Source organism: Streptococcus ovis DSM 16829 (genome assembly GCF_000380125.1).
Lineage (GTDB): Bacteria > Bacillota > Bacilli > Lactobacillales > Streptococcaceae > Streptococcus > Streptococcus ovis.
Genome location: NZ_KB904579.1, coordinates 28,428 through 41,368 on the forward strand (window position 1 = coordinate 28,428; position 12,941 = coordinate 41,368).

The 12,941-nt window shown below is 42.2% G+C and carries 11 protein-coding genes and 1 pseudogene; 1 reads left to right on the forward strand and 11 read right to left on the reverse strand.

All coding sequences use genetic code 11. The annotated features are described in order from the left end of the window. Window position 1 precedes the first annotated feature (1 nt). The 5 genes from A3I9_RS0106580 to rnc all read right to left on the reverse strand — a co-directional run bounded on the left by A3I9_RS0106580 (window position 2) and on the right by rnc (window position 6,769). Window positions 2-814 (reverse strand): Cof-type HAD-IIB family hydrolase, encoded by an 813-nt coding sequence (locus A3I9_RS0106580; RefSeq protein ID WP_018378239.1) that lies wholly within the window; start codon window positions 812-814, stop codon window positions 2-4. After that, window positions 799-1,608, reverse strand: a complete 810-nt coding sequence (locus tag A3I9_RS0106585; protein WP_026217368.1) for an HAD family hydrolase — start codon at window positions 1,606-1,608, stop codon at window positions 799-801. The genes A3I9_RS0106580 and A3I9_RS0106585 overlap by 16 nt, the downstream gene beginning before the upstream one ends. 119 nt (window positions 1,609-1,727) lie before the next feature. Beyond that, window positions 1,728-2,546: a Cof-type HAD-IIB family hydrolase gene (locus A3I9_RS0106590; protein WP_018378241.1), complete on the reverse strand. Its 819-nt coding sequence runs from the start codon at window positions 2,544-2,546 to the stop codon at window positions 1,728-1,730. Window position 2,547: 1 nt separating this feature from the next. After that, complete coding sequence (gene smc / locus A3I9_RS0106595; protein WP_018378242.1) at window positions 2,548-6,081, reverse strand: chromosome segregation protein SMC; 3,534 nt, start codon at window positions 6,079-6,081, stop codon at window positions 2,548-2,550. Window position 6,082: 1 nt separating this feature from the next. Beyond that, a complete protein-coding gene (gene rnc, locus A3I9_RS0106600; protein ID WP_018378243.1) occupies window positions 6,083-6,769 on the reverse strand; it encodes a ribonuclease III in 687 nt (228 codons plus the stop codon). 160 nt (window positions 6,770-6,929) lie between these two features. Between rnc and mnmE the strand changes: the two genes are divergently transcribed. After that, a complete protein-coding gene (mnmE, locus tag A3I9_RS0106605; protein ID WP_018378244.1) occupies window positions 6,930-8,303 on the forward strand; it encodes a tRNA uridine-5-carboxymethylaminomethyl(34) synthesis GTPase MnmE in 1,374 nt (457 codons plus the stop codon). A 227-nt stretch (window positions 8,304-8,530) separates the two neighbouring features. On the opposite strand, the gene A3I9_RS0106610 is transcribed toward mnmE, so the two are convergent. The 6 genes and pseudogenes from A3I9_RS0106610 to A3I9_RS0106630 form a co-directional block, all read right to left on the reverse strand. Then, window positions 8,531-9,115, reverse strand: coding sequence for a uracil-DNA glycosylase family protein (locus A3I9_RS0106610; protein WP_018378245.1), 585 nt, complete (start codon window positions 9,113-9,115; stop codon window positions 8,531-8,533). A gap of 53 nt (window positions 9,116-9,168) precedes the next feature. Beyond that, entirely contained in the window at window positions 9,169-10,572 is a 1,404-nt protein-coding gene (gene pepV / locus A3I9_RS0106615; protein WP_018378246.1) for a dipeptidase PepV, read from the reverse strand. Between the two features lie 185 nt (window positions 10,573-10,757). Then, window positions 10,758-11,078: pseudogene (locus A3I9_RS13405) on the reverse strand (hypothetical protein); the annotation flags it as partial. Between the two features lie 12 nt (window positions 11,079-11,090). Next, window positions 11,091-12,059: a hypothetical protein gene (locus tag A3I9_RS0106620; protein ID WP_018378247.1), complete on the reverse strand. Its 969-nt coding sequence runs from the start codon at window positions 12,057-12,059 to the stop codon at window positions 11,091-11,093. 58 nt (window positions 12,060-12,117) lie between these two features. After that, the gene (locus A3I9_RS0106625; RefSeq protein ID WP_018378248.1) at window positions 12,118-12,432 is read right to left on the reverse strand and encodes a trypsin-like serine peptidase; all 315 of its coding nucleotides are present in this window, start codon (window positions 12,430-12,432) and stop codon (window positions 12,118-12,120) included. A gap of 15 nt (window positions 12,433-12,447) precedes the next feature. Continuing rightward, the gene (locus tag A3I9_RS0106630) at window positions 12,448-12,777 is read right to left on the reverse strand and encodes a hypothetical protein (RefSeq protein WP_018378249.1); all 330 of its coding nucleotides are present in this window, start codon (window positions 12,775-12,777) and stop codon (window positions 12,448-12,450) included. Between the last annotated feature and the right edge of the window lie 164 nt (window positions 12,778-12,941).

Genomic DNA, 12,941 nt, shown 5'->3' on the forward strand with positions numbered 1-12,941 from the left:
TTTATTCCCCGTCTAACACATATTTTCGAACTGCCCATGCGACAGCATCTTCTTCGTTGGTCATAGGCGTTACCACATTAGCAACAGCTTTCACCTTATCGGAACCATTGGCCATACAGACTCCAAGTCCTGCCCACTCAATCATCGAATGGTCATTTTCTTCATCACCACAGGTCATGATTTCGGATTGGTCAATCCCAAGATGAGTAATCAATTTTGCTAATCCTTCCGCTTTATGAACGCCTTTCGGACTCCATTCAAGCAAGATATCACGCGATTTAAAGATTTCAAATTTTTCATAAAAGCTTGCTGGAATTTTTGGAATCAAAGCATCTAACACTTCTGGATGGTAGGCAGAAACAGCCTTGTTAAATTCCACCCCTTGTGGCAGTTCTTCATAGGCAGTTGGAATATATTTCAAAAGCGGATTACAAGTTGGATAAAGCGATTCTACTGGTGATGGCAATAGATGCACATTGCCCCCATGTACAATATCTAATGGCATACCTAGTTCTTTCGTTAAGGCATAAATTTCTTGAACAGCATCCATGCCAAAGCCAGTCTGATCTAGTACGCCACCATCATTTGTTTGCACTAAACCACCATTAAACGTGATGGAATACTCATCTGCATGCATGAGATCAAGTTCTTTCAAATAGACTTCTACTGCTGGTAATGGACGGCCTGTTGTAATAACGATTTTCACACCCTTTTGATGTGCTAAAAGCAGTGCTTCTTTGTTTGTAGGTGAAATTTCTTTTTTACTGTTTAAAAGAGTACCGTCTAAATCGAGGGCGATTAATTTGATGGACATACGATTTCCTCCATATAATTGATAACTGAACCTGTTTTGTGGTCCCCAATGACAATGTCTGCTAATTCTTGAATAGTCAGTCGAGCATTTTCAGGTACAACTGCTGTTCCCGCGAACTTGAGCATTTCTGCATCATTTGAATTATCTCCAAAAGCAACTACTTCATCAGCTGTTACTCCTAATGCATGACACAAATGACGCAAAGCAGTTCCTTTATTGACATATTCTGACATGACATCTAAACATTCGTAACCACTCGTCATTGAAATGACTCCAGAAATCGTATCAGTCAGCCATTGACTAGCTTCGTGAAGTTCTCCAGCTTCAAAATTAGCTCCTACTTTGTATATCTCATCGTCCACATCTGAAAATGACTCTACTACATGCATCACTGGATAATAATGAGCCAAAAATGCATGATACTCTGGATGAATCGTCGATAAAATATAGGCCCCACTCTTACTAGATAGATGGATCATCTCTTGATTTTGAAAGTGGCTATCTTCAATCTTCTGGACAATAGTTAAGTAAAGATCTTTAGACATTAATTCTTCATATAGTATCTGACCTTGATATTCTGCGACCGCTCCGTTCTCTCCTAAAAAAATCACATCATCTACAAAATCAGCAAAAACTGACTTGACAGACTTGAGAGAACGACCACTGGCCACCACAAAATAAATCCCTTTTTCTTTGCAAGCCTTTAGCAACTGTCGCAACCGATTGGCGTCATACTGACTATCACCATCCAAAAACGTCCCATCTAGGTCTGTCGCAATTAATCTCACTGCCACTTTTTGACCACTCCTTTTCATACAATTCTACCCCATATTATACCATAAATAATGGTTCTACAAACGGTCTAGATAGTACTGATAATAGAATTTCATGTAGTAAAGTCAAAAACAATCCCTTAGGACTGTTCTTGTGTTAGATATTCTTCTATATACTCTAAGACTGCATCGTCATTGCAGTGGCCAATCATCTCGTCTGCGGCCTCTTTGACGATTGGTCGTGCATTGGCTGTAGCGAGGGCGTGACCTGCAAAGTCTAGCATTTCCAAGTCATTCTGATTATCACCAAAGGCAATGACATCTGCTGCTGTCAAGCCAAAGTAGTCACAGAGATAGGACAAGCCCACAGCCTTGTTTCCACCATTTAAGATAATATCTACAGAATCGAAGCCTGTTGTGACTGATTGGATGTTTGGAAAAGTTGCATTGAGCCAATCATTGGCAGCGTCTAACTCTTCTTCTGAAAAAGTCACCACTAGTTTGACAATAGCTTCTGTCACCTCGTGAAAATCGTTGACTTTCCTACAATTAGGATAGTAAGCGATAATGCGATTATAATATTCTGGTAGGACGGTATCTAGCAAGAAGCCTCCATTTTTCCCAGAGAGTAAAATCTGACTCTTGCTTCCAAAAGGACCTTCTTTAATTTTTTGGATAAGGGGCAAATAAACCTCTCTTGGAATTGCTGCTTCCTCAAAAATCATCTGATCTCGGTAGGCAACCAAGCTCCCATTTTCAGCTAAAAATGCCATATCCTCTTCAAAACCGGCAAAAACAGACTGAAGGCTCAAGAGGGATCGCCCACTAGCAGCGACAAAGAGATAGTCTTTTTCCCGGAACTGTTCTAAAATCCTTTTCAATCTTTCCTTGTCAAAACGATGATCCCCTCTGAGAAAGGTTCCATCTAGGTCTGTTGCGAAAATTTTCTTTATCGTCATCTTACATATTCTCCACATCTTTGAGCTTAACGGAAACAATCTTAGATACACCCGATTCCTGCATAGTGACCCCATAGATGGCATCAGCTGCGGCCATGGTACCCTTACGGTGGGTCACGACGATAAACTGACTCGACTTGTCAAATCGGTTTAGATAATCTCCGAAACGCTTGACATTGGCCTCATCCAGAGCCGCCTCGACCTCATCCAAAATGACGAATGGAATGGTCTTGACACGGATAATGGAGAATAGCAGAGCAAGGGCCGAAAGGGCCTTTTCGCCACCAGACATAAGGTTGAGAGATTGGATTTTCTTACCCGGAGGTTGGACAGAAATCTCCACGCCTGCCGTCAGCAAGTCTGGACTGGTCAATATCAAATCTGCAGAACCTCCGCCAAACATCTGCTTAAAGGTCAACTGGAAGGACTCTCGAATAGCTTCAAAAGTCATCTTGAAGCGTTCTTTCACCTCATCGTCCATCTCATGAATGGTCTCTAGCAACAAATCACGCGCAGAGAGGACATCATCTCGCTGACTATTCAGGAATTGCAGGCGCTCAGATACCTCTTCATACTGCTGAATGGCATCCAGATTGACAGGACCGAGGGCTCGAATAGAGCGCTCTAGTTCTTTCAAAGCTTGCTCTGCTTCTTTCAGATTCTCTACTACTTGAGCCGTTTCCTTGGCTGCTTCAAAACTCATTTTGAAGTTTTCCACCAGATTCGAGAGAAGAACTTGCAGACGTTGCGTTGCCTGCTCACAGTCCGCCTCTAACTTAGCTTGACGGCGAATCAAGTCATCATTTTTCAGACGAGCCTGCTCCAGACGACTTTCCAAGTCCTCAAAGCGGCCTTCTATATCTTCCAACTCAAATTTGAGGCGAATCAATTCTTGGTCAGTGCCTGTCTTCTTCGTCGTTGCAGCTGACAATTGCTCATCCAACACTTCTAGACTGGTATCATCTAGAGCAACGATTTTCTCCTGAATGATTTCTTGTAAGAGATTGATTTCTTTTTCAATCGTGGCAATATCCCCAGTCAAACGCTCAATCGTGCTTTCTTCAAAACGCAATTCACTGCTGATGGAAGTTTCTTCTAGTTTCATGCTTGACTGGCTTGTTTGCAGACTTTGGAGACGTTCTTGAATAGCATTTCGATTCACTTTGAGTTCTTCGATTTGCTCATTTATGTCCAGTTTTTTCTGGTCAAAAGTCTGTAAATCAGCCTGCAACTGACGAATGTGTTCTTGCAGATTTTGCAACTGCTCTGCATGATTTGCCGTCTGTTGCAAATCATATAACTGGTTCAAATCGGCCAAGCGCTCCGCTAATTGCTCGGTCTGCAAACGAATCTTCTGCTCCGCCAAGCGGGCTGCCTCACCATTGGTTTTGATATCTTCTATTGCCTGTTGTAGGTTCTCTCGTTCTTCCTTGAGACTGGCAACAGTCTTTTCTTGGCTGACCAACTCCTGATTCAACTGAGCGATTTCTTCTAACAAGGCGTCCAGTTCAGGCTTGATGAACATGGTGTTATTATTTCGGTTCGCACCACCAGCAAAGGAGCCACCTGGGCGAATTTCTGAACCGTCTAATGTCACGATGCGCACCTGAAAACGCGTGCGACGCGCAGCCTGATTGGCATTGTCCAAGGTATCAAAGATAGCTGTCGCTCCCAAAAGGTTTTGGAAAATCGGAGCAAGGTGTTCTTCGTAGGAAACCAGTTGCTCTGCAGTCCCCAAGAAACCTGCACTGGTTTCCAGTTGACTTTGGTGTTGTGGGGCAATTTGACGTGGTTTTATAGTCGTCAATGGCAAGAAGGTTGCCCTACCTTGCCTCGTTCTTTTCAGAAAGGCGATGGCTGCCTTAGCATGGCTTTCTTCTTCTACGATAACGTTCTGACTAGCCGCTCCAAGTGCAATTTCCATGGCTGTTTGATACTGGGCGTCAAAAGTTAGATGTTCACTGACAGCGCCGATAACGCCTCCGATTTGTTTGGCTTCTTGTAATACTGCCTTGACACCTGCGTAGAAGTTGGAATGGTTTTTCAAGATGGATTCCAAACTTTCCTGACGAGCCTGCTTGTTCTTCAGTTGGTCCATGAGCTCAAAGAGTTTACTTTGCTCCTTACGGTAGACTTCTTCTGCTTTTGATAGATGCTGGCTTTCTTCCTGATAGGTAGCAAGGAGTCCACGAAGACTTTCCTCAGCCGTCGTCAATTTTAGGTGACTTTCTGCCAATTCTGCTTCAACTGTCTTCTTATCAGTTTCCATTTTTTCCAATTCTTCTGCCTTACTAGCAGCCAATTGGCGTTGATTGGTCAGGTCTTGCTCTAATTTAGCTAGTTGATTAGAGGTTTCAGCCTCTGTCTGAAGCAAACGGACATAACTTTCACGTAAGTGCTCAATGACCTGATCAGGATCTTCAGAGAAATGGGCAATTTCTTCTTCCACTTCTTTTAATTGAGGAAGGACAGCTCCCAAACGTTCTTCTAACTTCCTCTTCTTTTCCTGGCTATCCTGTAAATGGGCTTGCGCTTCTGCCAGTTTTTCTTCTTGTGCTGTCAGACGGTCTTGTGCTTCCAATTTACTTGATTCATTCTGGCTAGACTCCAATTCATGGACAGCCTTTTTCCGCTCCAAATCACTGATAAGACGAGTAACATCTAGTAGGACAGCTTGCTCTCGTTCCAATTTGTCAGACAGATCATGACGTTCTTTTTTGAGGGCTTGATTTTCCAACTCTAACTGATCACGTTGAGCATAGTAAGAAGACAGTTCAGCCTTAACTTGGGCCAATTCTTCTTCCTTGACCGTTAGTTTTTCCCGTCCTTCTTGAATTTGAGCGACCAATACATCTAAATAGACTTGCTGGCGTTTCTCATCTAATTCTAAAAAACGCTTCGCCGTACTGGCTTGCTTTTCAAGAGGTTTGACTTGATTGTCCAACTCATAGATGATGTCTTCTAGACGATCCAAATTGTCCTGTGTCTGTGACAGTTTGGTTTCAGTTTCTTTCTTACGGGTCTTGTATTTTAAGACACCAGCCGCTTCTTCAAAAATCGCCCTGCGCTCTTCAGGCTTGGAATTAAAAATCGCTTCAACCCGTCCTTGGGAGATAATAGAGAAGGAATCCCGTCCTAGACCCGTATCCATGAACAAGTCATGTACATCCCGTAAACGAACCTTTTTCCCATCAATTAGGTACTCACTATCACCCGTCCGATAAATCTGGCGTTCGACCTTGATTTCCTTTGCCTTATCCGCAATAAAACCATTGCTATTATCCAAGGTGACAATTACTGAAGCAAAATTCAAGGGCTTGCGATTTTCCGTACCTGCAAAGATGACATCAGGCATCTTACCTCCACGTAGGCTCTTGGCTGAAGATTCTCCCAGTGCCCAGCGCAAACTCTCTGTAATATTTGATTTTCCAGATCCGTTTGGCCCGACAACCGCCGTTACCCCTTGATCGAAAACCACTTTTGTTTTATCCGCAAAGGATTTGAATCCCTGCATTTCAATCGATTTTAGATACATACTATCCTCTAGTCTCTACTGCATTCTGAGCAGCAGCCTGTTCTGCTAATTTCTTTGAACGCCCTGTTCCACGCCCGATGACTTCTTGATTAACCAACACTTCCACTGTAAATAATTTGTCATGAGCTGGCCCTACTTCCTCTACTACTTGATAGGAAATATCAACCTCACCATGCACCTGCAATTTTTCTTGCAAGCTGGTCTTATAGTCTGTTACACGTTCATAATTTCCCTTTTCTAATTGAGGAATCATCACTTGATAGAGGAATGTTTCAACGGTTTCCTCTCCTTTATCCAGTAGCAACGCACCTAAAAAGGCTTCGAAAGCATCCCCTAAAATGGTATCACGATTTCGTCCACCAGATTTTTCTTCCCCTTTCCCTAAAAGCAAATACTGATCAAAGCCACAGGCTCTCGAAAAGCCTGCTAAACTTTCTTCACGTACAAAGCTTGATCGCATTTTTGACATTTCGCCTTCAGGTGAATGCGGATAGGTTTTATACAAATATTTTGAAATAATGAGTTGCAGAACAGCGTCTCCTAAAAATTCCAAGCGTTCGTTGTGTGAAATTTTTAGAAGGCGGTGCTCATTTGCATAAGATGTGTGGGTAAAAGCCGTTCTTAATAACTCCTCATCTGAAAAGTCTATACCGAATGCTGACCGCAATGTTTCTTGCAATTTATCCATGACGTCTCCTTTCAGTCTGTCCTTATTATTATACCATAATTTGACACTAAACATAGAATTCCCATGTTTATTTCATCAGATACCTCCATTCTGCTTATCCAACCAAAACATGGTATAATGGACAGGATAAGATGAAAGAATTTAAATAAAGAAGGTCATTATGATTACTAAAGAATTTGATACCATTACAGCCATCGCTACTCCTCTTGGCGAAGGGGCTATCGGCATTGTCCGCCTATCAGGTAGTGAGGCTATTGCCATTGCTCAAAAAATCTTTCGTGGTAAGGATTTGTCGACTGCTACAAGCCACACTATCAACTATGGTCATATCATTGATCCAGACAAAAACGAAATCTTGGACGAAGTGATGGTGTCTATTATGCGTGCGCCCAAAACCTTTACCAGAGAAGATGTCATCGAAATTAATACTCACGGTGGTATTGCTGTGACGAATGAAATCCTGCAACTCCTCCTTCGCCAAGGCGCACGAATGGCAGAGCCTGGCGAATTTACCAAGCGTGCCTTTTTAAATGGTCGTGTGGATTTAACCCAGGCTGAAGCCGTCATGGACATCATCCGTGCCAAAACTAATAAGGCCATGAATATCGCTGTCAAACAATTAGACGGTTCTCTCAAGCACCTGATTGACAATACTCGTCAGGAAATCTTAAATACATTGGCACAAGTCGAGGTCAATATCGATTACCCTGAGTACGATGATGTAGAAGAAATGACGACTGCCCTCATGCGGGAAAAAACACAGGAATTTCAAGAACTCTTGGAACGCTTGCTCCGTACCGCTCGACGTGGCAAAATCTTACGCGAAGGTCTCTCCACTGCCATCATTGGTCGTCCGAATGTTGGAAAATCCAGCCTCCTCAACAATCTCCTCCGCGAGGAAAAAGCCATTGTAACGGATATCGCAGGAACCACGCGCGATGTTATCGAAGAATATGTCAATATCAAGGGTGTTCCTCTCAAGCTAATTGATACTGCTGGTATTCGTGAAACGGATGATGTCGTTGAAAAAATTGGTGTTGAACGCTCACGCAAAGCCCTTTCAGAAGCTGATTTAGTTCTCCTTGTCCTCAATGCCTCAGAGCCACTGACAGAGCAAGACCGCTCCCTTATCGCGTTGTCAGATATGACCAATCGCATTGTCCTACTCAATAAAACAGATTTACCAGAAGCCATTGAGGGAGAGGAACTCCCAAGTGATGTCATCCGTATCTCTGTTCTTGAAAATCAAAATATTGACCAGATTGAAGAGCGGATTAACCAACTCTTCTTTGACAATGCAGGCATTATTGAACAGGATGCTACCTATCTTTCTAATTCCCGTCATATCTCCCTTATTGAACAGGCCTTACAATCCCTACAAGCCGTCAATGAAGGACTAGAATTTGGGATGCCTGTTGACCTTCTTCAAGTCGACATGACCCGCTGCTGGCAAATCCTTGGCGAAATCACAGGTGATGCAGCCCCTGACGAACTCATCACTCAACTCTTTAGCCAGTTCTGTTTAGGGAAGTAAAAAGGTCTGGGGGAGTTTGACAGTCTAGGAATAGACTCTCAAAGCCACTTGCCTAAAAATAAAAAAACGAGGTGGTCCGGGACCTAGCTTCTGGAAATCTAAATGAGCTAGTCAGTCTGGGAGCAACAACTAATAGCAACAAAACCATTCTGATACTAAAACAATTCAGAGGATTAGCCAACTTAGCCTCTAAAAATAAAAACGTACAATTTTTTCGTTGTACGTTTTTATTTTTTTATTATCCCTGCCACAATTTGTTTCAATTCTGGCAACACCTTTTCTTTGAACCAAGGATTTTTCTTTTGCCAGATATTATTGCGTGGCGAGGGGTGTACGAGGGGAAAATAGCGGGGTAGGTAATCTTGGAAGTTCCTTACTGTCTCGGTGAGTGTGGTTGATTTTGGTTGGTTCAGATAATATTGCTGCGCATATTTGCCAATGAGAATGGCCAGTTCGACATCAGGCATGAGGTCAAAAATCTGCGCATGCCATTTCTCAGCAAAATCTTTCCTTGGTGGCAAATCGCCCGACTTACCAGCACCAGGAAAATAGAAATCCATTGGAACGACCGCAAAGAGTCCTGATTCGTAAAACATTTCCTCATCTACACCTAGCCAATCACGCAAATTATCTCCTGATGGATCTTTGAAATACAAGCCTGTCGCCTCTGCACGGCTCCCCGGAGCCTGCCCAATCAAAACAATACGAGCTGTTTCAGGAGCTTCAAAAAGAGGGAAAATCCCTCGCTTTGTAAACTCTTGATTTTCAGGATCCGTAATGATAGCTTGACGAATAGATTCTATTGTCTTCATTTTTCTCTCCTTTAATAGAGAAAAAAGGCCATGATGACCTTTTATCTTTAATACTACTTAATTAGCTCATAAATCGCTTCGGCATAGATGGCTGCTGAGCGGTAAATGTTTGTCAATGGCATGTATTCGTTAGCTTGGTGCATGGTGTTTTCGTCCCCTGGGAATTCCGCACCGAAAGCTACACCACGTTTCAAGAGACGTCCAAATGTCCCGCCACCGATGACTTGTTCGTAACCTTCTAAGCCTGTTTGTTTTTCATAAACAGAAAGGAGGGTTTGAACGAGTTCATCTTCCATTGGAACATAGTGTGGTGTGTGTTCGTGTTCAGAAAGGCTGACAGATGCCACCCCTTCAATTTCTTCCAATTTTGCCTTGATGGTTTCTTTATCTGTTCCTTTTGGATAACGGAAGTTGAGGGCAATTGTATTGTCTTCGCTAGACTTATTAAATGAGAAGACACCTGCATTCATGCTAAGGGCACCCATTTTGTCATCTGTATGGGCTACGCCAAGTTTTTCCCCAGCAAAGTCTTCGTGAAGGATTTCTCCAGCTACTTCAAGATAAGCTTTTGCGCCACCTTCAAAGTCATACACACTCAAGAAACGTGCCAAGTGAGTTGCACCATTGACACCTGCTTCTGGTGTTGACCCATGAGCTGATTTTCCGTAAATAGTTACAGACAATCGACCATCTGCTTCAATGACTTCACCACGTAAACCTTCTGCTTCAACGTAGGCAGCAAGAGCAGTTTCAACATCATCTTTAGCTAATCCTGAGACAACTGCTGTGGCTGATTCTGGAACCATGTTTTCACGCAAGCCACCTGCAAAGCTTTCAAGCACAGCCTCACCAGCATTTGCACCTGTGAAATGAAGATACTCTGTAATATTTCCTTTTTCACCATTGATGATTGGGAATTCGGCGTCTGGCGAAAATCCGAAGTCTGGGTCTTTCAAACCATTGTGGGCAAAGTAGTAATCCATGTCGCCCCATCCAGATTCCTCATCTGTACCGACAACAAAGCGCACTTTTTTAGACGTTGGCAAACCAAGTTCTTTGATGATTTTCAAACCGTAGTAACAAGCCATAGTTGGACCTTTGTCATCAGATGACCCACGCGCATAGAGCTTGCCATCTTTGATCACTGGTTTATAAGGGTCAGTATCCCAACCACTACCTGCTGGCACTACGTCAAGGTGACCAAAGATACCGAGAACTTCTTCGCCCTCCCCAAATTCAAAATCACCAGCGTAGTTGTCAATGTTACGTGTCTTGTAACCATCACGCTCAGCAATTTCCAAGAATTTTTCCAAGGCCTTAACAGGACCAGGGCCAAATGGATGCTCAGCGTCAACTTTACTATCATCACGTTCTGAATTGATTTCCAATAATGAAATCAAATCTGCCATTAAATCGTCTTTACGTTTTTCAACTTCAGCTTTAAAATCAATTGTCATAACCGTCTCCTTTGTTTCTAGTATAAACTTCCTTTATTGTATCATAAAGAATGACATTTTTCAGAAAATAATGTATATTTCTTTATTAAATAAAAAAAGAAAAGCTCACATTGTAGCTCTTCTTTCTCATCTACTGTCTATCCAGTCAGACAGATAAATAATTGATCATTCAAAATAGTGTGCGTTTACGGTTGGCTATACCACGCAACGCCTTCGTATTTCCAGCCACGTTTTGAAAGTACATTTCGTTCATTGGTATCTCGTGTATACAAATGTTTCTTCAAACCAGAATGGTAAAGGCGATAAATCGGTACGGACCCATGAGAATAATAGGCTACACCTTCTTGTCTCCAGCCACGTTTACTAAGAACCGTATATTCATTAGCATCTCTTGTATAGAAGTGCACTTTCAAACCTGAATGATACAAACGATAGACTGGCTCACCTCTCTCAATTTCAGTCTTCCACGAAACACCTTCGTACTTCCAACCACGTGTTCGTAGAACATTACGTTCATTCTAATCCGTCGTGTATAAGTGAACCTTCAAACCAGCATGATATAAGCGGTATACTTCTTTCAACTGAACTCTTGGTAGAGGTGACGCCTTTGTCGTCAATTTGGTTGTTGACTTAGTTGCTGATTTAGTCGTTAACTTCGTTGTTGGTTTACTTGTTGTTCTAGTTACCAACTTGGTCGTAGTCGGATTTGTAGTCTGTTTACTTGTTTTGATCACAACCTTCGTATTTGGTTTAGTGATAACCTTTGTCGTAGACTTAGTTGTAGGTTTTATCGTTAACTTCGTAGTCGATTTTGTTGTAACTTTCGTACTTGGTGTCGTCACCACTTTCGCCGTTGTGGTCACCTTAACCTGTGTAGTAGTTGTTGTCGTTGTCGTTGTTGTCTTAGCTTCCTCTTTCGTAGTTGTTGTTGGACTAGTTGATGTGACAGCAGGAGGTGTTTGAGCATGCTCTGTGGAATGATATTTTAAAATAACCTCATGATTTGGTTTCTCCTTGATGTCATCATACCAAATCCGATTATTCCCACCTACAAATCGATAACCAGATTCTTCGGTAAGTTTAGGTTTCACTGACCATCCTGCCTCAAGCTTATAATCCGTCTGAGATAACTCTTTTATAATCTTTCGGCTATCATTTTTATCCACGACCACATGGCGCACTTTTACTGTAATAGGATGTTGTACTTTTTTTGAAGATGGCACAGTATTACTCACAATTCCATCGCTAGGCTCCTGATTTTCCTTTGCCAGTGCAATCATTTTTAAAGTATCCTCATTGATGCGACGTGCAACATTTACCGTATCCCCTTGTCCATCAAATGAGTTAGGGCGACCAGCAACATGCACTCCAACAACCTTATTTTCTGCATTTAGAACTGGACCACCACTTTGACCTTTCTCACCATATATTGCATAATCAAATGTAGTAGGTTGTATACTACGTATCGTTCCCCACTTGTAGTACATATCCCCTCTTTTACTTATGTTTTGTCCTGGATAGCCAATCACTTGAATATCAAGATTGTCAGACACATCCCTCTGATACCTTTAGAGAGCCAACTTTCTCGTCTATTGCACTTGGTAATTTAACAACAGCCATATCATCTCTCTCACTGTAAGAACCTGTCGAATCACGATATCCTTTTAACATATAAAAGTGATTAGAACTATAGGCTCCATAAGGATACACCTCATCGGATGCAGGGCCATTGATAGCCGGTATCACTTTCACTTTATCAACCCAGCTACCATTTTTATACAAATTATGCGCTGCTGTCAAGTCGAGATCTGGTCCAATCATTGTCCCAGTTCCAACAGCTGTTATATTTCCACGGTACATAATGATACGAACAACCTAACGATAAGGTTCCTGACTGGTATCTTGAACACGAAATTGTTTCTCGACATCAAGGCTATTCTCAAGTACAGTCTCTAATGGAGCTTGTACCTTTTCGTCCACGCGCTTGACTTCCTGATTATCTATATTTCCTTCGGAATTTGAAGTTGTGGAATATTCTGTTTGAGTCGTGCTGGCTACCGTGGTCTGATGTGAAATGTCTGTCACAGTGGTTTCTGGTCTAGTCGTGCTAACAGTTGAAACAGCTGTTGATTGCTCTGCTGCTTCTACGACTACCGGTAAAATTGAACCTGAGGATAAACTAATGAGTAAGGAAGCATAGGCCATCTTCCGTAATTTTATACGATCTTTTCTCCTTCTTTAACATTGCTGTTTCTACTTTACTATGTTTTTTATAGCTTGTAAATAAAAAACATATTTTTCCTTGTTAAAAAAGAGAACGTTTCTCACTTAGAATATTTACAAAAAAAGAGGGGGGACTAAGACTAGAT